Annotated in this window: 13 protein-coding genes; 8 read left to right on the top strand and 5 right to left on the bottom strand. The window is 57.2% G+C overall.

All coding sequences use genetic code 11. The annotated features are described in order from the left end of the window. Positions 1–39 precede the first annotated feature (39 nt). Both ACL2XN_RS25855 and ACL2XN_RS25850 read left to right on the top strand, forming a co-directional pair. Entirely contained in the window at positions 40–906 is an 867-nt protein-coding gene (locus ACL2XN_RS25855) for an ABC transporter permease (RefSeq protein WP_410014244.1), read from the top strand. A 61-nt stretch (positions 907–967) separates the two neighbouring features. After that, positions 968–2,110 (top strand): iron-containing alcohol dehydrogenase family protein, encoded by a 1,143-nt coding sequence (locus ACL2XN_RS25850; protein WP_410014243.1) that lies wholly within the window; start codon positions 968–970, stop codon positions 2,108–2,110. On the opposite strand, the gene ACL2XN_RS25845 is transcribed toward ACL2XN_RS25850, so the two are convergent. From ACL2XN_RS25845 to ompC, 3 genes are all read right to left on the bottom strand, one after another. Further along, a complete protein-coding gene (locus tag ACL2XN_RS25845) occupies positions 2,092–3,093 on the bottom strand; it encodes an ABC transporter substrate-binding protein (protein WP_410014242.1) in 1,002 nt (333 codons plus the stop codon). The genes ACL2XN_RS25850 and ACL2XN_RS25845 overlap by 19 nt on opposite strands. Before the next feature lie 451 nt (positions 3,094–3,544). Further along, entirely contained in the window at positions 3,545–4,648 is a 1,104-nt protein-coding gene (locus ACL2XN_RS25840; protein WP_413723317.1) for a porin, read from the bottom strand. Positions 4,649–5,115: 467 nt separating this feature from the next. Further along, positions 5,116–6,252 carry a porin OmpC gene (ompC, locus tag ACL2XN_RS25835; protein ID WP_413729747.1) on the bottom strand — a complete coding sequence of 379 codons (1,137 nt, stop codon included), beginning with the start codon at positions 6,250–6,252 and terminating at the stop codon, positions 5,116–5,118. A 791-nt stretch (positions 6,253–7,043) separates the two neighbouring features. Here ompC and ACL2XN_RS25830 point away from each other — a divergent pair. The 4 genes from ACL2XN_RS25830 to rcsB are packed head-to-tail and all read left to right on the top strand — an operon-like array spanning position 7,044 to position 12,020. After that, a complete protein-coding gene (locus tag ACL2XN_RS25830; protein ID WP_413723319.1) occupies positions 7,044–7,427 on the top strand; it encodes a DUF4186 domain-containing protein in 384 nt (127 codons plus the stop codon). 48 nt (positions 7,428–7,475) lie between these two features. Further along, positions 7,476–8,627 (top strand): MFS transporter, encoded by a 1,152-nt coding sequence (locus ACL2XN_RS25825; RefSeq protein WP_413729746.1) that lies wholly within the window; start codon positions 7,476–7,478, stop codon positions 8,625–8,627. Between the two features lie 22 nt (positions 8,628–8,649). Beyond that, on the top strand, positions 8,650–11,361 hold the full coding sequence (rcsD, locus tag ACL2XN_RS25820) for a phosphotransferase RcsD (protein ID WP_413723321.1): 2,712 nt from the start codon (positions 8,650–8,652) through the stop codon (positions 11,359–11,361). A gap of 8 nt (positions 11,362–11,369) precedes the next feature. Next, a complete protein-coding gene (gene rcsB, locus ACL2XN_RS25815; protein WP_331121075.1) occupies positions 11,370–12,020 on the top strand; it encodes a response regulator transcription factor RcsB in 651 nt (216 codons plus the stop codon). A 136-nt stretch (positions 12,021–12,156) separates the two neighbouring features. Here the strand turns inward: rcsB and rcsC are convergent, their stop codons facing one another. Together rcsC and gyrA are read right to left on the bottom strand one after the other, a co-directional pair. Further along, entirely contained in the window at positions 12,157–15,033 is a 2,877-nt protein-coding gene (rcsC, locus tag ACL2XN_RS25810; protein WP_413729745.1) for a two-component system sensor histidine kinase RcsC, read from the bottom strand. A 147-nt stretch (positions 15,034–15,180) separates the two neighbouring features. Beyond that, positions 15,181–17,862, bottom strand: coding sequence for a DNA topoisomerase (ATP-hydrolyzing) subunit A (gene gyrA / locus ACL2XN_RS25805; protein WP_413727953.1), 2,682 nt, complete (start codon positions 17,860–17,862; stop codon positions 15,181–15,183). A 239-nt stretch (positions 17,863–18,101) separates the two neighbouring features. On the opposite strand from gyrA, the gene ubiG reads away from it, so the two are divergent. Together ubiG and nrdA are read left to right on the top strand one after the other, a co-directional pair. After that, positions 18,102–18,845 (top strand): bifunctional 2-polyprenyl-6-hydroxyphenol methylase/3-demethylubiquinol 3-O-methyltransferase UbiG, encoded by a 744-nt coding sequence (gene ubiG / locus ACL2XN_RS25800; RefSeq protein ID WP_410016767.1) that lies wholly within the window; start codon positions 18,102–18,104, stop codon positions 18,843–18,845. A gap of 315 nt (positions 18,846–19,160) precedes the next feature. Continuing rightward, complete coding sequence (gene nrdA, locus ACL2XN_RS25795; protein ID WP_410014235.1) at positions 19,161–21,446, top strand: class 1a ribonucleoside-diphosphate reductase subunit alpha; 2,286 nt, start codon at positions 19,161–19,163, stop codon at positions 21,444–21,446.

Here is a 21,446-nt window from a genome sequence, read left to right as displayed (position 1 = left end):
CATTTTTAGCCCTAAGCCATACCGTCAGGAAGCGTTGCCATGACCAAAAATCCTCCGATACGCCCCGAATATCAGCGGGATCTGCCGCCGATAGCCGAACTGAGCCTGGCTACGCCGCTGCCCTGGTCGACACGGCTGTGGAATCTTACCTGGCTGCGCAAAACGGCCATCCTGCTGGTGCTGATAGCGCTGTGGGAAATCGCCGCCCGGTGGCAAAACAACGATCTGCTGCTGCCCGGCTTTATCCAGACCTTTACCGCCTTTACCCAGGATATGGCCAGCGGCGAACTGCCGGCCAAGATCGGCCTGTCGCTGGGCACCCTGATCAAGGGCTACGCCATCGGCACCCTGCTTGCGCTGGCGTTAAGCTCCCTGGCGGTATCGACCCGTCTCGGCCGGGATATATTAAGCACCCTGACCTCGATGTTTAATCCTTTGCCCGCCATCGCGCTGCTGCCGCTGGCGCTGCTGTGGTTCGGCCTGGGGGAAAACAGCCTGATTTTCGTGCTGGTGCATTCAGTGATGTGGCCGATGGCGGTGAATACCTATACCGGTTTCCTCGGGGTCTCCGATACGCTGCGCATGACCGGCCGCAATTACGGACTGCGCGGCCTGCGCTACGTCTGGCATATCCTGATTCCCGCCGCCCTGCCCTCGATTCTGTCCGGCCTGAAAATCGGCTGGGCTTTTGCCTGGCGCACCCTGATTGCCGCCGAGCTGGTGTTCGGCGCGTCGAGCGGCAAGGGCGGGCTGGGCTGGTATATTTTCCAGAACCGCAACGAACTCTTTACCGATCGGGTTTTTGCCGGGCTGATTTCGGTGATCATTATCGGCTTACTGGTGGAAGGCCTGATTTTCACCACCCTCGAGCGCGTCACCGTCAAGCGCTGGGGCATGCAGAAATAGCGCGGGGCATCCGCCCTATAAACCCACGCCGGCCGGGCCGGCTGGCAAGGAGAGACATATCGTGATTGTGGTTAAAGCACCCCAGAATTACCTTAACGAAGCCGGACTGATTAACCGCATCGGCGACTACGTCGCGCCAATAACGCGCGAACGGGTGATGATCATTACCAGCCCGCGCGCCTGGCAGGCAACGCAGCCGGCGCTGGAAGCCAGCTTCAGCGCCCACGGCATCGGTTTCCAGCGCTATTTTTTACAGGGCGAATGTACCCGCGCCACTATCGCCGCCTTCAGCGCCCAGGCGCAGGCGCAGGACATCAGGCTGGTTATCGGCGTCGGCGGCGGTAAAGTGCTGGACACGGCCAAGGGTATCGCCGAATCCTGCGGACAACTGCCGCTTATCACCGTGCCCACCATTGCCGCCACATGCGCCGCCTGGTCGCCGATTTCGGTGCTATACACCGAGGCCGGCGGCCATCTGAACTCCATGCCGTTGCAGCGCACCCCGGAATGGGTGCTGGTGGACAGCGCGATTATCGCCGCCACGCCGGTGCGCTACCTGAAGGCCGGTATTGTGGACGCGCTGGCCAAATGGTATGAGTTCGAGCCTTACCTGCGCCGGGACGACAGCAGCCTGTCGCTGGTGCTCAAGGCGCAGGCGGCAAAACTGGCGCTGGATATATTTGAGCAGTCGGGCGCGCAGGCGCTGGCCGATAATGAGGCCGGCCTGGCCACGCCGGTGCTGGCCCGGGTATTGGACGGGGTGATTGCCCTGGCCGGCATGGCCAACAGCATGCGCGATGAAATTCCCCGTATCGGCGTCGCCCACGCCGTGCACAACAGCATGACCTACCATCCCGATCTGCACGGATTTTTGCATGGCGAACTGGTGGGATTCGGGCTGGTGGTACAGTCCTATCTGGACGACGACCGGCCGGACAGCCTGGCGGCGCAGGCCCATTTATTGCAGTTGCTGACGCTGTTTTCCACGCCGCTCACCCTGCGGCAGCTGGGCATCACCGACGCGATTGACCAGCGCATTAAACAGATTGCGCTGGGGGTGAAAATTTCGGCGGACAACGCCGCGCGGCTGCCCTTTGCGCTGGGGACGGAGCGCATCGAGCGGGCGCTGGCCAAAACCGCCGGCGGGGACGCGCCGCGCGACGGGGTTGCCTCGCCGAAGCCGGCTTATTCCTGCGGCAGGTAGTCGTTGGTATAGTACTGAGCGGCGGGCAGCGTCTGCTTGACAATGCCAAGGCTGGTAACGGCGCCCAGCAGCGCGCTCCAGGCGCTATCGTCCAGCCTGAGCTGGTCCTTGCCCGGTTTGCCCAGTATCGCCATGGTGTCCTGCCACTGCTGTTTCACGAAGGCGGGATCATAGGCTTTACTGTACTGGGCGGCAAAAGCCGCCGTGCCTTCGTCGGGGTGCTCGATGGCATAACGGATGCTTTTGGCGGTGGCACGCATAAAGGCCTTGGCCAGCTGCGGATTTTTATTAAGCCACTGCTGGTTGCCGGCAAACATAAAGATCGGCGTATCGGGCACGCCGTGCGCCGTGGCCGCCAGGTACTCCGGCTTTTTGCCGGTGGTGACGGCTATTTCCGTCCCTTCGGCGTTGGTGATGCCGGTGGTGGCGTCCACCCGGTTTTGCAGCAGCAGCGGCACGGTATCATCCGCGGCGGCAACCATCTGCACGTCGTCAAGCGTCATCCCGGCGCTTTTCAACATCAGCGACAGCTGCGCCTTGGTCCAGGCGTCATTATAGATGCCGATTTTTTTACCCTTCAGTTCAGCGACGGTTACCGGCTTACCCTGCGGCGTAAAAATCCCCCAGTTATTGCCGCTGCCGTAACGGCCGATGGCGATGACCGGGGCGCCTTGCTCCTTGGCGAAAATGATGTCCATCACCGTGGTAAACGCCACGTCGGCACGGCCGGTGCCGAGAAATTTCATGGTATCGGCCACCGTGGGCGGCGCGACGATATTCAGGTCAATCCCCTCTTCCAGATAAAAACCCTTGGCTTTACCCAGCGTCCAGGGGATCCAGAAGCCGTCCGCCACCGGCCATTCCTGGACAAAGGTCACTTTGGCCGGCGCCTGGGCGGCCTGGACGGAAAAAGCGGTGACCGACAGCGCCAGCACGGCGGCCGCGCCTAACGCCGCATGACGAAATAATGCAGATAATGTCATAAATCATTTCCCTTAAGCCATGATGGGCAAGTGATAACCGATCCCCGAGGGGGCAGGCAGGCACGGACAGGTAATGCGGAATCAGCCGCGCCATCTATGTAGAATAGTGGAAGCGAAACAGTATTGTTGTTGTTTTTTCAACTGTTATACAGAATGCTCCGATGGCGGCCCAGGGTAAATTCCCGCAAAATCACTTTTTGTAAGTGTAATAGAGGGCAAAGACAATGCAGAATTTGATTCTCATCGCCGTATTGCTCGGCATTGCGATATTTTCATTGGTTATGGCAGTTAAAGATACGCGGAAGAAATCGCTGATTCGCCAGCGGCACCGTTAGCGCCTGGCCATGGCGGGCCTCAGCGCCCCTGAGTCCGCCCACAGGCGGAACGCGGGCAGGACAGGCAGCCTGCCGTCCTGCCGCCGCTCCGGCGGGCGTTGCCAACCCAGCCTTGCTCAGAACTGATACGTCAGCCCCGCCGCAACGATATTCCCCCGATGAATTTCAGCTTCCTGAGTAAAGGTATTGCCGCCCAGCAGGTTGATTTTATAATCAATATGGGTCGCCAAATTCTTGTTGAAATTATAGGTGGCGCCGATATCGATAAACTTTTGCAGATCCTGGCGCCCGTATTTTTCAATATTGCGCCCCGTGGTCCAGAGATAGGCCAGCGACGGCGTAAGACCGAAATCAAACATATACTGCGCCACCATTTCCAGAGTTTGCGCCTTATGCGCAAAGCCGCTGACTTTTTTATCATCCTTGAATTCGCCGAACCGCACCAGATTATAGCTTTGGGTATACATCACCGCCAGGTAGAGGTTTTTGTCGTCATATTTGAGCGCACCCGAATAGGCGTTAACCCTGCCGTCGCCGCCGCCATAGGCCAGTTTCCTCTGGCCTTCGGTGCGGCTGGCGCTGCTGAACGCGCCGGCGGCGCTTAAACCCCGGCCCAAATCATAACCCAGGGACATGCCATAACCATTGCCGTTGGCCGCGCCGCGGCCGCGGCCCTCGCCTTTCTTTTTGCCGGCGGCGTTGGCGCCCTGGTATTGCAGCGCGACGTCAAGCCCGTCCACCAGGCCGAAGAAGCCCGTATTACGGTAGGTGGCCAGGTTGCTCGCCCGCTGGGCGAGATAACCGTCGGCCTGGAAAAAGCCGCCAAACTCCGGCAGCTTATCGGTGTAGGAAAGTACATCGTACAGGACGCCCCAGTTGCGACCGTAATCGAACGAGCCATAATCGCCGTACTTCAGCCCCACGAAACCCAAACGGGTGGTGCTGTCCCGTGATTCGTCCTTTTCACCCCGGGCCAGTTGCGCCTGGTATTGCCATTCGGCATAACCGGTAAGCAGATCGTTGACCTGGGTTTCACCGCGAAAACCGAAGCGCATATATGATTCATCACTATCGGAACTATTATTTTTAAAATAATGCACTCCAGCCAAAGTACCGTTTAAATGCAGCTTCTGACCGTCCCGATTGTAGATCTCGGCTGCGCCCGCCGCGCCGGTAAAAACTAATGCCGGCATCAGGGCATAATTAAGACGTAGTTTCATTATAATATCCTCGGTGTATAAAATTATTGCAGCACTGCCAGATAAATAATCCTGTTTTCGGCAGGGAAAAATGATCCGCTAAAAAAATGGATTTTGACATGAGCCGCGATAATACCTAATCGAATTTTGCTATTCAACCACAGGAAATGGATATTAAAGCAGCAATATAAATAGAGGATAAATGAGAGTGGGTTTTTATTTATTGGCCAATACGGGATAAATATTTTTAAAATTAATTTTTAATTCGTTAAATATCAAATAGTTAAAATAATATCATATTTTTTGTGTTCGAATCAAACAGCGCGCAAAAAGAAATTAAATTATTTTATTATCGAGCTAATATATTTCTATATCTCTGTTTTTCACATCGCGGCCAATGCGTGTTGTTTATGATTTATTTAACTCAACCGCCGGAATAATGCCCCATAACGGGAAAGGGCGCGCCCGCCCCCTTTCCCGCACGCTGCTTAGAATTGATACACCAGGCCTACCGCCACCACATCGTCGGTATTAATGCCGGCGGCATCGGTAAAGTTATTGTCGTCCATCAAATTGATCTTGTAATCAACATAGGTGGACATATTTTTATTAAAGTAATAACTGGCGCCCAGGTCGACAAACTTCACCAAATCTTCATTTTGATAGGTATTGTTGTCGCCGGCGCGGCCAAGATCCTTGCCCCGGGTCTGGTTATAGCCCACGAACGGCACCAGTCCGAAATCAAACTTATAATCCGCATAGGCTTCGAAGCTTTGCGCTTTGTTGGCGTAGCCGTACACGCTTGAGTCGCTGGAACCGAAAGGCGCCGCGTTATAGGACTGGGTAAACATGACCGCCACGTAAACCTGGTTGGCATCGTATTTTAACCCGCCCGAGTAGCCTTCCGCGCGGTCCCCGCGTCCCATAATGGTATTGTAATTGCGCGCGCCGTTCTGGTCGTCGGTACGTTTCGAGTTAAAAAAGGCCCCCGCCGCGCTGACGCCCATGCCGAGATCGTAGCTTAGGGACATGCCGTAGCCTTCGCCGTTTTGTCCCAATACATCGCGCCCGTTTGCCGATTCTTCCGGGTCGGCATTCTTGCCCTGATACTGCAGGGCGAATTTCAGGCCATCCACCAGGCCAAAGAAGTTGTTATTGCGATAGGTCGCCACGCCGCTGGTGCGCTGGAACATAAATTGATCGGCGCCATAGGTGGAACCGTCAAACTCAGGCTGCAAATCGGTAAAGGCGGCGACATCGTACAGCACGCCGTCATTACGGCCATAGTCAAACGAGCCGTAGTCGCCGAATTTCACCCCGGCGAAACCATAGCGGGTGTGGTCGCCGTCGGTAGAATCGCTGCCTTCGGTATTGTTGGCCTTGATTTCATATTCCCACTGGCCGTAGCCGGTGAGCTGGTCATTGATCTGCGTTTCGCCTTTGAAGCCGATACGGGTGTAGGTTTTGTCGCCGTCGTTGCCGTCATTATCGGAAAAGTAGTGTAAACCATGCAGTGAGCCGTACAGATCCAGTTTATTGCCGTCTTTATTGTAGATTTCTGCCGCGCCGGCCGAACCGGCGGCCAGCAATGCGGGTATGAGCAGGGAGAGAACGTGAAGTTTCATTCTTTTATCCTCAAATATTTATTATCTTTGGCCACCATTGTTTTGGGTGCTTACAGGATTTATTACGCCTCGATAAGCCATTTCATTTTGCGTTAAATGCATTTTTATACTAGCGATAAAATGATACCAAGTGGCTTACAATGTTTCAAAATGCAAGGGTTATATTTAGTCATGTTTCCCGAAGGGAACTTATCCCATTTTCACCCGTCATCCGGCGGCGTTCCCCAGATGAAAATGTCGACAAAACATTTATTTTATCGATTAATATCAATAGGATAAAACCATCAGTCATCAATAGCACTTTCTGGCAAAAAATGAATTTATTTTTAACTAATATTATCTACGCTATCATCATTAATTTTCATTGTTACTCTCATCACTGATGTTTTTTCCCTCGCCGGTTAGAAGACCGGCTTTTTTTTTGGCGTATCGTGAAAATATTAACATTTATTAATAAATGTTAGAAAATAAATCGTTATTGCCGCCCGACATCATTTTTACCTAAAGTTCTTTTTATAAACATCAATTTAATTATCGGGTAATTTATTATTCATCCGCTATAACATGAAAAGGAATATAAAAAAATACGATATTGATCACATTAAAAATCATTTATTTTTACCGCGCCCCCCACCGGCGTACCCTGCCCGGGCACGCGTCCCCGCCGCCTCAGCCGGCCCCGCCTTGCAAGGCGTACTTCGTTATCCGGCGCTGGGCATGCTACACTTTATGCCGTCATTTTCCCGGATACCGGGGATTTACGGCCACACCGCAGGACAGCAAGGGGCACCATGGGACAAGATCAGAATTTCGACATCCTTTGGGAGCGCTTACAGCGCTCCGCTTTCCGGTCAACATTCCGGCTTAATGAAAAAGACCTTACCTACCTGCATAATAAAGGTATGGCGGTGGTGCTTGCCCATGCGCGTGATTTTATCGCCGCCCGGCTGGCGCCGGCGCTCCCGACCAAAGACGGCAAGCAAACGCCCTGGCGTGGCCATCCGGTATTTGTCGCCCAGCACGCCACCGCCACCTGCTGCCGGGGATGCCTGGAAAAATGGCACGGCATCGCGAAAGGACAGGCGCTGAGCGCCGCGCAACAAGACTATATCGTACAGGTGATCGCGCTGTGGCTTGAGCGTCGGGGCGGCGACAGCGGCGGCGGCCGTGCATAACGGCGCCGCTTTACTCTTTGATTCCAGGCAGGATATGCGGAAAGCTTCATGACCACGACTTATAATACGCAGCAGCACATCGGCCTGCCGGTACGTATCGCCACGCGGATCGTTTTTTTTATCGCCGGCTTCGGCATGTCGGCCTGGGCGCCGCTGGTTCCCTTCGCCAAGCTGCGCCTGGATATTGATGACGCCGCCCTCGGCATGCTGCTGCTGTGCCTGGGCATCGGTTCGCTGCTGGCCATGCCGCTGGCGGCGCCGCTGGCCGCCAGGCTCGGCTGCCGGCGGATGATTACCGGCGCCGGCGTATTGCTTTGCCTGACGCTGCCGGCCCTGGCGCTGGCGGCCGCCCCGGTATCCCTTGGCGTCGCCCTGTTGCTGTTCGGCGCGGCGCTCGGCGCCATGGACATCAGCATGAATATCCAGGCGGTGACGGTGGAAAAAGCCAGCGGCCGGGCCATGATGTCGGGATTTCACGGTTTTTTCAGCATCGGCGGCATTGCCGGCGCCGGTCTGGTCAGTATTCTGCTGTGGCTTGGATGTACGCCGTTCTGGTCGATTGCCGTCGCCGACCTGGCGATTGTGGCCTTGCTGCTGTACGCCGCGGGAGACCTGCTGGCGCAACCGCAGGAAAACGATCCCGGCCCGCTGTTCGTACGCCCGCGCGGGAAAGTGCTGTTTATCGGACTGCTCTGTTTTATCCTGTTCCTGGCCGAAGGCGCGATGCTGGACTGGAGCGCCTTGTTCCTGACCGTCGAGCGTGGGCTTGACAGCGCCAGAGGCGGCCTGGGCTATGTCTTGTTCTCCATCGCCATGACCGTTGGGCGCCTGAACGGCGACCGGCTTATCAACGCCATCGGCCGGTTCCGCACCCTGGCGGCCGGCAGCTTGTGCGCCTCCGCCGGGCTGTGGCTGGCCATTTTCATCGATCAGCCGCTGGTGACGCTGTTGGGTTTTATGCTGGTGGGACTGGGCGCCGCCAACCTGGTGCCGCTGCTGTTCAGCGTCGTGGGCACCCAAACGGATATGCCGCCTAATCTTGCTCTGGCGGCCATTTCCGGCGTCGGTTACGCCGGTATCCTGGCCGGCCCGGCGCTGATCGGCTTTATTGCCCATTTGACCAGCCTGTTCACCGCGTTCGGCTGCGTCGCATTGTTACTTCTGGTGGTTACCCTGAGCGCGCGCCGGGTGACCCGATAAAGAAAGCCGGTGATAAAAAAATATGCAAATCAAGAACCTGACCCTGACACCGGCCGCGCTCACCCGCGGCCTGGTGGTGTTTATTTTATTATTGCTGCTGTCGTTATGGCTGTTTGGCCTGCATGCCGTTAATGCCTATATCATTGAAAAAAAGCACAGCATGACCACCATCACCGTGGCGCTGCAAAAACGCATCGATACCTACCGTTTCGTGGCGGATCGCCTCTATGAGCAATCCACCGGTACTGGCCCGGTCGACATGACGCTTGGGAATATTCACGAAACCCGCCTGCGTCCCGATGTGTTCTACATTGAAAAACCCCATCGAAAAACCGACGGACTGATCTTTGGCGCCCATGAAAGCGCCACCCTGGCCACGGCGGTGAAGATGTCGGATTACCTGGACGTGCTGTGGGGCGGCGAGAGCAATAACTACTCTTTATTTTATCTCAACGGCGTCGACAACAGCCTGACGCTGATTTCCACGCAGCCGCTGCGGGATATCGCGCCGCGTTTCGAAGACAGCTTTATCAGCGCCCTGGTAAAATCCCGTCGGGCCGAAATGCTGCAGCAGGCTAATATCCTTGATGAACGCGAAAGTTTTTCGCCGCTGCGCAAATACCGTTTCCAGAACGACTACTACTTTACTCACCGGATCATCATCAACCAGCCGGGGCATCTGGCCACCATCGTCGCCTTCGATCTGCCGGTCAGCGATGTGATCCCGCTGAACATGGCGCGGGCCAATTTCTCCCTGGTCGGCGCCGGCGCGGCCAATGACGACGAGGAAGACGAGCAGGACAACGCGCAGCCGGCAACCAGCGTGATAACCGGGTCGGCGCTCGCCATCACCGCCCGGTTTAGCAATGCGCCGCTGAATCTGGTGTACCGCGTGCCGCTGGGCGGCCTGATCCTTGATCTGCTGCGCAATAATATCTGGCCGGTTGCCATTGAGCTGCTGATGATCGCCCTCTCGTTGCTGGGCGTTTACCTGGTGCGCCAGCATTTCCTGCGCCCGCGCGCGAATATGGCGCACGATTTGAAATCCCACCGTATCCTAAGCGAGGAAGTGATAGCCAATCTGCCCCTGGGGCTGCTGGTGTACGATTTCAGCGATAACACCCTGGTCGCCAGCAATAAGATCGGCGATCATCTGCTGCCCCATCTCAGCCTGCAAAAAATCGCCAACCTGGCCGAAAGCCACCAGGGCATCATCCAGGCGACGGTCAATAACGAAGTGTATGAAATCCGCATGTTCAAAAGCCAGCTTTCCCCGGAGACCTATCTGTTCCAACTGCTGGATCACGATAAAGAAGTGCTGGTGAATAAAAGGCTGCAGCAGGCGCAGCAGGAGCTGGCGAAAAACCACCAGGCGCGGCGCGCCATTCTCACCAACTTCCAGAATGAGTTAAGCCGCCCGCTGATGGTGATAAATGAATTAACCGATGCCCTGGAGCACGCCGCGACCGACGAGGATCGCAAGCGTTGCCTGGCGGGCCTGAAATGCGAGTCCTCGCGCCTGGCCGCGCTGTTTGATAACCTGCGCCTGCTGACGGCGCTGGAAATTAAGGACTGGCAGCCGAATCCGGCGGACTTTTCGCTGGCGGAACTTATCGACGCCCTGTTGGTGGAGCGTTTGCCCGCCGTGGCGCAAAAAGGGCTGACCCTGTATCACCACTACCATTTGCCTTTAAACCAGCGGCACTGGGGCGACGCGCTGGCGGTGAAAAAAATCATTTCGCTGCTGCTGGATTACAGCATTATCAGCACCCAGTACGGCAAAATCGTCTTATCCGTGGATCAGGACCCGTCCCGCCCCGATATTTTGCTGTGCACCATCAGCGATACCGGCAGCGGCATCAGCGCCGAAGAGCTGGCTAACCTGCACCAGCCCTTTGTCAGCCGGGCGCGCGAAGATCATTACCAGCGCGGGTCGGCCCTGACCTGGTTCCTGTGCTCGAAGCTGTGTAAACAGCTGGGCGGCGGCCTGGATATCCATAGCAAGGCCGATATCGGCACCCGCTACCGGGTCAGGCTGCAGCTGCCGCCGGCGGCCGGCGGCGAGGATGCGGATGAACAGGAAAAGATCCTGGAGGATACGCAGGTACTGCTGGATATCGCCAATGAGGAAGTCCGCGCCATCGTCAACGCCATGGTGACCCAGTGGGGGGGGAAATGTCTGTATCCCGATGAGCACCATCTGGTCCAGGAGCATGACCTGCTGCTGACCGACGATAGCAATCGCCTGGAGGATTTCGCCATTTTGCTGCACGGCGGCGAACCGGCGATTACCTCGCTTTCGCCGTACCGTCTGCGGGTTAATTATAATCTGAGCAGTCCGCTGCTGGACGCAATGCTACAATTGATGGAGCTGAGGCTGGCCCAGGCGGATAGCGGCAGGGACATGGATACTACGCCTGGGAACCAGGAGAACGCGGCCCTGGAACAGCTCTTTTCGAGCGGCTATTTTCCGCTATTCGTCGATACAGTACCCGATGACGTCAAGAGGCTGTATACTGAAGCCGAGAGCGGCGACCTGAGCGCTCTGGCCCAGACCGCGCACCGCCTCAAAGGCGTCTTTGCCATGCTGAACCTGGTTCCGGGCAAGGTGTTATGTGAAACCCTGGAACAACATATAAAACAAGCTACTATGCAAAATGATAATACAAAAATCGGCAACGATATCCACCAAATTGATGCTTTTGTTATTAAACTGCTACAGCATGCAAGGTAGTCAACATTATGAATAATCTGAACGTCATCATTGCCGATGACCATCCCATCGTCCTGTTTGGCATTCGCAAATCCCTGGAATCCATCGAGTGGGTTAAAGTTGTCGGTGAATTCGAAGACTCCACCTCGTTAATCAACAGCCTGAGCAAGCTGGACGCCAACGTCCTGGTTACCGATCTCTCGATGCCCGGCGAGAAATACGGCGACGGCATCACCCTTATCAAATATATCAAACGCCACTACCCGCACCTGGCGATTATCGTGCTGACCATGAATAACAACCCGGCCATTTTAAGCGCGGTGCTGGAGCTGGATATCGACGGTATCGTCCTTAAGCAGGGGGCGCCCACCGACCTGCCCAAGGCGTTGGCCTCGCTGCAAAAGGGTAAAAAATATACTCCCGACAGCGTGGCGAAACTGCTTGAGCGCATCAGCGCCGGCGGCTATGGCGATAAGCGCCTTTCCCCAAAAGAGAGTGAAGTGCTGCGGCTGTTCGCCGAGGGATTCCTGGTCACGGAAATCGCCAAAAAGCTCAACCGCAGCATCAAGACCATCAGCAGCCAGAAAAAATCAGCCATGCTGAAGTTGGGCGTGGAAAATGATATCGCCCTGCTTAATTACCTGTCGTCAGTCAGTATGGCGCCGGTGGACAAAGAGTAACGCCCCTCTTGCCGCAACGGGCGGCGTCCTACGCCGCCCGTCCGATATGCCGACGTTCCCCGCGACCTTGTGCTTTTCTCTACCCTCACCGTCCCTCGTGCCATGGCGCCGCCATACGCAGCGCATTCCATTGCCTTTAACCGGCATCGGCGGGAGATTGCTGGCGTTGCCGCCGGGTCTGCTGGCTGAAATGCGCCAGCGCCGGCTGCAATACGCTCAGGGTGACCGGCTTGGACAGGCAGTTGTCCATGCCCGCATCCAGGCAGCGCTGTTTTTCCTCCGCCAGGGCGTTGGCGGTCACGCCAATCACCGGCAGCTGGACGCCCTGCCCGCGTAAGCGCCGGGTCAGCTGGTAGCCGTCCATATTCGGCATATTGACATCGGTAAGGATGATATCCACCGACTGTTTTTGCAGCGTCCCCAGCGCATCCACCCCATCGTTGGCGGTAATCACCTGATAGCCCAGCGATTCAAGCTGATCCGCCAGCAGCCGGCGATTAATGGGGTGATCGTCCACCACCAGGATGCGGATATCGTTATTAAGGTCGCAGGCGTTCTGCATCATGGCCGCCGGCGAGGGCAACGCCGGCACCGTCTTCTGGTCATCGCGGCAGATTTTCAGCAACAGCAGCGGCAGCGCGTCCGCGAAGGCCGAGCTTAGCCACCATTCCCCCGCGGACATTTCCTGCGCGGGGCCGATATGGTTGACCATAAAACGGATCCAGACGCGCGGGCGTTGCGCCGGCGCATCATCGTCATCGGTAATGAACACGGATTCGTTGTCAATGTCCTGCCAGGTATGGCGTTTAACCACCATGCCTTCGGCGCCCAGCAAACGGATCAGGTAAGCCTCCAGCGCCGCATTGCGCACATGCAGCCAGCAGACGCGCCCGTACAGGTCGCTGCTCAGCTCCGGCGGCGCGTAGCTTGCCTGGTAGAGCGGCAGCCGGATGGTAAACTGGCTTCCCAGCCCGGTCTCGGACTCAACGGCGATATCGCCGTCCATCAGATTGACCAGCTTTTCACAGATGGCCAGCCCCAGCCCGGTGCCATGGGACTGCTGCTGCCCGCCGCTGCCCAATTGCACAAAGGGGTCGAACAGCCGCAGCAGCTCGCGCTGCTGGATGCCCACGCCGGTGTCGCGTATCTGGAACAGCAGGTAATCCGCGTCACGATAAACGCGGATCACCAGGCAACCGCTGTGGGTAAATTTAATGGCGTTATTCAGCAGATTGGACAACACCTGCTGCAGGCGCACCGGATCGCCGCGCAGGTTCTGCGGCACGTCGGGATCGATAAAGCAGTACAACCCTAAGCGTTTTTTCACCACCAGCGACAGGTAATTGCCGGCGATATGGCTGACCACTTCCCGCGGGGAAAAACACCGCGGCTCGATTTTCAGCTGTTCGGATTCAATTTTCGAAAAATCGAGGATATCGCTGATGATATTGAGCAATAACGCGGAAGAGTTGTCCATCGCCATCACCAGGCGATCGACGCCGTCCGGCAGCGCCTTGGTCTTGATCAAATCGAGATTGCCGATGATGCCGTACAAGGGGGTGCGCAACTCATGGCTGACCGTGGCCAGGAACATCGACTTCGCCTGGCTGGTCTGTTCCGCCGCCGCCGCCATTTCCTGCAAGGATTCCTCCATTTTTACCCGGGCGCTGATATCCACCAGCACGCAGATGGCGACGTTTTCATTACGATAGCGCGAATGTACGAAGCTGATTTGCAGGTTGTTGTTATTGCTGGTCATGACATCGACAAAATTCACCTGCTGGCCGCAGATGATATGGATGATGCGCTGCCGATCCTCAAACGTCAGCAGGCTGAGATAATTATGCGCCAGCTCATTGCTGATAAGGTTAGCGCCGTCGCTGATGCGCAGGATGCAGATGCCCACCGGCGCGGAGGCGACGATTTTGCGATTAAACTGCTCGTTCTCCTCCAGCTGCAGGGCGTTTTTTTCCGCCGGGGAGAACATCCTGCGCTCAAACAGCCAGGCCAGCATAAACAGCAGGGTGGCCGACAGCACATTCAACAACAAAGCATTAAAAATCAGCGGCTTGAAATTTTCCACCATCGTGGTCAGCGCCAGTGAATACAGGATGCTCAACGACGACGGCGCCAGGTTTCTTTTCATCACCAGGTTTTTATAGCTATCCGTATAACCGTAATAGCTGGCCTGCGCCGGATACTCCGTCAGCGCCGACGCTTTGCGCTCCCCGTCGGCTAGCGACAGCACCGGCATATTGCCCTGATCCAGCAGGGTGATGCCGATAGGCAGGGTACTGGCGGTGGAAAAATCCTCCAGCCGGATGCTCAGTTCTATACCCAGCAACGCCTGCAGTTTGCTGGCGACATAGATGGGCGTCAATACGTACAGCGAGCCGCTGCCGGAGCGCGCGCCGGGCACCACCCAATACAAGTCGTCCTCGCGTCCGTTTTGGCGCGCGTTGCGGTATTTGATTATCTCCTGCTGCAGACTTTTCGGCAGGGAGGCCGCCGTGCCCGCGGTGCCGCGGAAGTTGAAATCCGCCATGCAGAGGCTTTCGCCGCTGATATAAAACACCCGGTTAAGGTCGTAGGCATCGGAAAAACTGTCTTTCCAGTAGCTGAGGAAATAACTCAGGGAATCGACGGCGTTATGGTATTCGGTACCGGTGCCGCTACAGTCGGCAGTGGGATAGAGCGGCGAAATATCGGGGCGGCTGGCCTTGCCGGCAAATACGCCGTTAAGCATATCCAGTCCCGGCAGGCCGGCGTTAAGCCGGTTTTCCGCCACATATTTAATTTCCCGCATAATGGTGGTGGAACGGGTGATATAGGCCTGGGCCTGGCCGTAGCTGGTGTAATACTCCTGGCGCAGATCGGACTCGCGCTGGTGTAATTGGCTGATAATGTAAAAAGCCGACAGCAGCGCGCCCAGCGCCCACAGCAATAGCGCCAGGGTGCGGAACAGATAGCGGGATATTTTTACCGTTGTGCGAAATGATGTGAAGTATTTCAAGAAAGTCACGTTCCGGTAATAGTCTTTAATCGGAGGCCAGCGTATGCGTTACACTACCGGCCCCCTATAAAAAAAGCCAGCGCGGCGGCTGGCTTTCGGGGCGGCCGTGCCGCCCGGCGCTATGCTGACACCGGGCGGCGGCGGCAATCAGGCGTTCGGCTCGTCGTCTCCGTCCGCCGAGTCATCGTCGTCCGCGCCGATATCGTCGCCGGCGTCCTCGCCATCGATATCCTCATCGGCGGCGTCTTCGATTTCGTCGCCATCGGCCAGGCCTTCGACGCTGTCAAGCTCTTCGTCGTCAACCGGCTCGGCCACGCGCTGCAGGCCGACCACATGCTCGTTTTCAGCGGTGCGGATCAGGGTCACGCCCTGGGTATTGCGCCCGACGATGCTGACCTCGGAAACCCGGGTACGCACCAGGGTGCCGGCGTCGGTGATCATCATGATCTGATCGGTATCGGCCACCTGCACCGCGCCGACCACCTCGCCGTTGCGTTCGCTCACCTTAATCGAGATCACGCCGAGGGTGGCGCGGGATTTGGTGGGGTATTCCTCCTGGGCGGTACGTTTACCGTAACCATGCTGGGTAACGGTCAGGATCGGCCCGTCTCCGCGCGGTATGATAAGCGACACCACGCGATCCTTCTCGGCCAGGTTGATGCCGCGCACGCCGGTGGCGGTACGGCCCATGGAGCGCACCTGCCCTTCCGGGAAGCGCACGACCTTACCGTAGGCCGAGAACAGCATGACTTCGTTCTTGCCGTCGGTCAGATCGACGCCGATCAGTTCGTCGCCCTCGTTGAGGTTGACGGCGATGATGCCGGCGCTGCGCGGCCGGCTGAACTCGGTCAGCGCGGTTTTCTTCACGGTGCCGCTGGCGGTCGCCATAAACACATGGCGGCCTTCCTCATATTCCCGCACCGGCAGGATGGCGGTGATGCGTTCATTCGGCTCAAGGGGCAGCAGATTGACGATCGGCCGGCCACGGGCGCCGCGACTGGCTTCCGGCAGTTGATATACTTTCATCCAGTACATACGGCCGCGGCTGGAAAACAGCAGGATGGTGTCATGGGTATTGGCCACCAGCAGCCTGTCGATAAAGTCTTCTTCCTTGATGCGCGCCGCCGATTTGCCCTTGCCGCCGCGCCGTTGGGCTTCGTAATCGGTCAGAGGCTGGTATTTGACATAGCCCTGGTGGGACAAGGTCACTACCACGTCTTCCTCGTTGATCAGATCTTCGATATTGATATCCGAGGTATTGGCGGTGATTTCAGTGCGGCGGGGGTCGTTGTACTGCTCTTTCATCGCGTTCAGTTCTTCGCGAATCACTTCCATCAGCCGATCGGGATTTTCCAGGATAATAATCAGTTCAGCGATTTGATCCAGCAGCTCTTTGTACTCGTCGAGCAGCTTTTCATGCTCCAGTCCGGTCAGTTTCTGCAGGCGCAAATCCAGGATGGCCTGGGCCTGCTGTTCGGTCAGGTAATATTTGCCGTCACGGATGCCGAACTCCGGCTCCAGCCATTCCGGGCGGGCGGCGTCGTCGCCGGCGCGCTCAAGCATGGCCGCCACGGTGCCCAGCTCCCAGGGACGGGCCACCAGCCCGGCCTTGGCTTCCGTCGGATTCTGCGCGTTGCGGATAAGCTCGATGATCGGATCGATATTCGCCAGCGCCACGGCCAGGGCTTCAAGGATATGGGCGCGGTCGCGCGCCTTGCGCAGTTCAAAAATGGTACGGCGGGTGACCACTTCGCGGCGGTGGCGGACAAAGGCGGACAAAATATCCTTCAGCGCCATGATCCTTGGCTGGCCCTGGTGCAGCGCCACCATATTGATGCCGAACGACACCTGCAGCTGCGTCTGGGAGTAGAGGTTGTTCAATACCACCTCGCCCACCGCGTCGCGCTTGATTTCGATCACGATGCGCATGCCGTCTTTATCGGATTCGTCGCGCAGGGCGCTGATGCCCTCGATACGCTTGTCCTTGACCAGTTCGGCAATCTTCTCGATCAGCCGGGCTTTGTTCACCTGGTACGGAATTTCATGCACGATAATGGTTTCGCGGCCGCTTTTGGCATCCGCTTCCACTTCCGCGCGGGCGCGAATGAGGATTTTGCCGCGTCCGGTGCGATAGGCTTCTTCAATGCCGCGCCGGCCGTTGATAATGGCGGCGGTGGGGAAGTCCGGCCCCGGGATATGTTCCATCAGCCCTTCGACGCTGATATTTTCATCATCGATATAGGCCAGGCAGCCGTTGATCACCTCGGTGAGGTTGTGCGGCGGAATATTGGTGGCCATGCCGACCGCGATACCGGAGGAACCGTTGATCAGCAGGTTGGGAACCTTGGTGGGCATGACCTCGGGGATCTGCTCGGTGCCGTCGTAGTTCGGCACGTAGTCCACGGTGTCTTTTTCGAGGTCCGCCAATAACTCATGGGCGATTTTCGACATGCGGATTTCGGTATAACGCATCGCCGCGGCGGAGTCGCCGTCGACGGAACCGAAGTTACCCTGGCCATCCACCAGCATATAACGCAGCGAGAACGGCTGGGCCATACGCACGATGGTGTCGTAGACCGCGGAATCACCATGGGGGTGATATTTACCGATAACGTCCCCGACCACACGGGCCGATTTTTTGTAAGGTTTATTCCAGTCGTTACCTAGCACACTCATCGCGAATAAAACGCGGCGGTGTACCGGCTTCAGTCCATCACGTACATCCGGCAGCGCACGTCCGATAATCACGGACATGGCATAATCCAGATAAGAGCGTTTCATCTCTTCTTCGATGTTGACCGGTGTTATTTCTCTGGCAAGGTCGCTCATGCAGCCGCTATCCCTCTACTAATTGATGCATCTACCCGGATTTGAAGGTGCCAAAGTATACCATACATCGGTGATTCAGGGAAAATAGTCGGCGCCCGGAAGCATCCGCGCCGGTGATTTCCGCCGTTATGCCGCTGGTCAGTTGCGCGGTTAACGGTATACTTGCCGCAGGCGGGAAGATTCTCCCCGGGAAACACCTGTATGAATGCAAACACCAACGCGATAAGGGAGCGTGCGTGATGAATCCGGAAGTCAGCAGCAATAAACAGGACGTCGTGCGCCACGACAATGTCGATCAGCAGGAAATTGCCAAATTTGACGCCGTCGCCTCGCGCTGGTGGGATCTGGAGGGCGAATTCAAGCCGCTGCACCGGATCAATCCGCTGCGCCTGGACTATATCCTGGGCCGCGCCGGGGGCTTGTTCGGTAAAGACGTGCTGGACGTGGGCTGCGGCGGCGGCATCCTGACGGAGAGCATGGCGCGCGAAGGGGCGCGGGCGACCGGCCTTGACATGGGCACCGAGCCGCTGGCGGTGGCGCGCCTTCACGCGCTGGAGACCGGGATAAACATCGACTATATCCAGCAAACGGTGGAAGACCATGCCGCGGCCAATCCCGGACGTTACGACGTGGTCACCTGTATGGAAATGCTGGAGCACGTGCCCGACCCGGCCTCGATCGTGCGCGCCTGCGCCCGGCTGGTGAAACCCGGCGGCGACGTGTTTTTCTCCACCCTGAACCGCAACCCCAAGTCGTGGCTGATGGCCATCGTCGGCGCCGAGTACCTGCTGCGCATCGTGCCGCGCGGCACCCATGACATCAGGAAATTCATCAAGCCGTCCGAGCTGCTGAACTGGCTGGAAAGCACCCCCCTGCGCGAGCGCCATATCATCGGGCTGCATTATAATCCGCTGCGCGATCGTTTTACCCTCGGCGGCAATGTCGACGTTAACTATATGCTGCATACGCGCCACGCGTCTTGACCGACAGGGGTAGCGAAAATCGTTACCCCTAGTTTAATAAAACACCAAATAATCCCTTTTCGAATTTTTTTCGCCGGCCATTGACATGCGCTAAGCGCCGGTGAAATAGCGCTTTAAAGAATCCGTTAACATTTCACCCCCAAGTTATCCACAAAATCGGGCGTTTTAGTCCCTTGCATTGGCTGCGGTTTGTCACTATCTTGTTATCAAATTAACGAAAAAACCCTATATATAGTGTTTTACCGCAACGGGAGACACTATTTTTCTTATGCGCGAGCATAAAGCCCGGGGTCACTCAGACAGGTATTGCGGCTTATGAACCAGAGTCTGCTTGTTACAAAACGCGACGGCAGTAAAGAAAAAATCAACCTCGACAAGATCCACCGCGTGATCGACTGGGCGGCGGAAGGCCTGGAAAACGTCTCGGTTTCCCAGGTCGAGCTCCGCTCCCATATCCAGTTTTACGACGGCATCAAAACCGCCGATATCCATGAAACCATTATCAAGGCGGCGGCGGATCTCATTTCCCGCGATGCCCCGGATTATCAGTACCTGGCCGCCCGTCTGGCGGTATTCCACCTGCGTAAAAAAGCCTACGGCCAGTTTGAGCCGCCGAAGCTGTACGATCACGTCACCCGGCTGGTGGAAATGGGCAAATACGACCGCCATCTGCTGGAAGACTACAGCGCCGAAGAGTTTGCCCTGATGGACGGCTTTATCGACCACTGGCGCGATATGAATTTTTCCTATGCGGCGGTGAAACAGCTGGAAGGCAAATACCTGGTACAAAACCGGGTCAGCGGCCAGATCTACGAAAGCGCGCAGTTCCTGTATATCCTGGTGGCGGCCTGCCTGTTCTCGGGTTATGACCGCGCCACCCGCCTGGACTATGTGAAACGTTTTTACGACGCCATTTCCACCTTTAAGATCTCGCTGCCGACGCCCATCATGTCCGGCGTGCGTACCCCGACCCGCCAGTTCAGCTCCTGCGTGCTGATTGAGTGCGGCGACAGCCTGGATTCCATCAACGCCACCTCCAGCGCCATCGTCAAATATGTCTCGCAGCGCGCCGGCATCGGCATCAACGCGGGCCGCATCCGGGCGCTGGGCAGCCCGATCCGCGGCGGCGAAGCCTTCCATACCGGCTGCGTGCCGTTTTATAAACACTTCCAGACCGCGGTGAAGTCCTGTTCCCAGGGCGGCGTGCGCGGCGGCGCGGCCACCTTGTTTTACCCGATGTGGCATCTTGAGGTGGAAAGCCTGCTGGTATTGAAAAACAACCGCGGGGTGGAAGGCAACCGCGTGCGCCATATGGACTACGGCGTACAGATTAACAAGCTGATGTACCAGCGCCTGGTCAAGGGCGAGGACATCACGTTGTTCAGCCCGTCCGACGTGCCGGGGCTGTATGACGCTTTTTTTGCCGACCAGGAAGAGTTTGAACGGCTGTATACCCGGTATGAGCAGGACGACAGTATCCGCAAGCAGCGCGTCAAGGCGGTGGATCTGTTCTCGTTGATGATGCAGGAACGCGCCTCCACCGGCCGCATCTATATCCAGCACGTGGACCATTGTAATACCCACAGCCCGTTCGACGCGTCCGTGGCGCCGATCCGCCAGTCCAACCTGTGCCTGGAAATCGCCCTGCCGACCAAACCGCTGGAAGACGTTAACGACGAAAGCGGGGAAATCGCGCTGTGCACCCTGTCGGCGTTTAACCTGGGCGCCCTGGACAGCCTGGATGACCTGAAAGAGCTGGCGACGCTTGCGGTGCGCGCGCTCGACGCCCTGCTCGATTACCAGGACTATCCGATCCCGGCCGCGCAGCGCGGCGCCATGGGCCGGCGCACGCTGGGCGTGGGCGTGATCAACTACGCCTATTACCTGGCGAAAAACGGCGTGCGCTATTCCGACGGCAGCGCCAATAACCTGACGCACCGTACGTTCGAAGCCATCCAGTATTACCTGCTGAAGGCATCCAACGAACTGGCGCAGGAGCGCGGCGCCTGTCCGTGGTTTAACGAAACCACCTACGCCCAGGGCATCCTGCCCATAGATACCTATAAAAAGGATCTCGACGCCATTTGCAGCGAGCCGCTGCATTATGACTGGGAAACCCTGCGCGCCGATATTCAGCGGCACGGCCTGCGCAACTCCACCCTCTCGGCGCTGATGCCCTCCGAGACGTCGTCGCAGATTTCCAACGCCACCAACGGCATTGAGCCGCCGCGCGGTTATGTCAGCATCAAGGCCTCCAAGGACGGCATCCTGCGCCAGGTGGTGCCGGAGTCCAACCGGCTGAAGGACGCCTATGAACTGTTATGGGAAATGCCCAACAACGACGGTTACCTGCATCTGGTGGGCGTCATGCAGAAGTTTGTCGACCAGGCGATTTCGGCCAATACCAACTACGATCCGTCCCGTTTCCCGGCGGGTAAAGTGCCGATGAAGCAGTTGCTGAAAGATTTGCTGACCGCGTATAAGTTCGGCGTCAAGACGCTGTATTATCAAAATACCCGCGATGGCGCCGAAGATGCGCAGGAAGATATGCAGGCCGCCGCCGAGACCGACGATTGCGAAAGCGGCGCCTGTAAGATTTAA

The organism is Sodalis sp. RH22, from assembly GCF_047324165.1.
GTDB lineage: Bacteria > Pseudomonadota > Gammaproteobacteria > Enterobacterales > Enterobacteriaceae > Acerihabitans.
The sequence above is the reverse complement of the archived record's forward strand: the minus strand, read 5'-3'. Positions and strand labels throughout refer to the sequence as shown.